The 556-nt window shown below is 71.6% G+C and carries 1 protein-coding gene; it reads right to left on the reverse strand.

Going from position 1 to position 556, the window contains the following annotated elements; genetic code table 11:
* Window positions 1-428: threonine aldolase family protein (locus ACOMDU_RS13590; RefSeq protein WP_421130694.1), on the reverse strand; the 428-nt coding region annotated here is incomplete at its 3' end.
* Window positions 429-556 lie beyond the last annotated feature (128 nt).

Below are 556 nucleotides of genomic sequence, written 5' to 3' on the forward strand. Positions count from 1 at the left end.
ACGACCAGGGGCTGGGCGCGGTGCTCGTCACCCCAGCCCCAGGCCTCGGCGGCGATCAGCTCGGGGGTGAGCTTGCCGTCGTCGGTGGCCACGGGCAGCAGCTTGATGCCGGCGGACTTCTCGGGCGCGCCGCCCTCGTCCACGTGGATGTGCGCGGTGTCCGCGCAGATCACCGCGCCCCAGCGGGGCAGCATGGCCTGGAGCCCGACGACGTTCGCCCCGGTGCCGTTGAACATCGGCCACACGGTGGCGTCCTCGCCGAAGTGCTGGGCCACGACCTCCTGGAGGCGGGCCGTGTACACGTCCTCGCCGTAGGCGACCTGGTGGCCCCCGTTGGCCTCGGCGATCGCCGCGAGCACCTCCGGGTGGACGCCGGAGTAGTTGTCCGAGGCGAAGCCCCGCTCCTGCGGATCGTGGATCCTCTGCATGTCAGTCCGTTCCCTTCTCCTGGAGCGTGAGGACGGCGTCGTTCAGCGCGCCCGCCTCAGCCTTCCACAGTCGCGCGTACTCCTCGGCCAGCCGTTCCTCGAGCCCGGCGAGGGACTTCACGCGGAAC

It is taken from the genome of Vescimonas sanitatis, assembly GCF_049060325.1.
GTDB classification, from domain to species: domain Bacteria; phylum Bacillota; class Clostridia; order Oscillospirales; family Oscillospiraceae; genus Vescimonas; species Vescimonas sanitatis.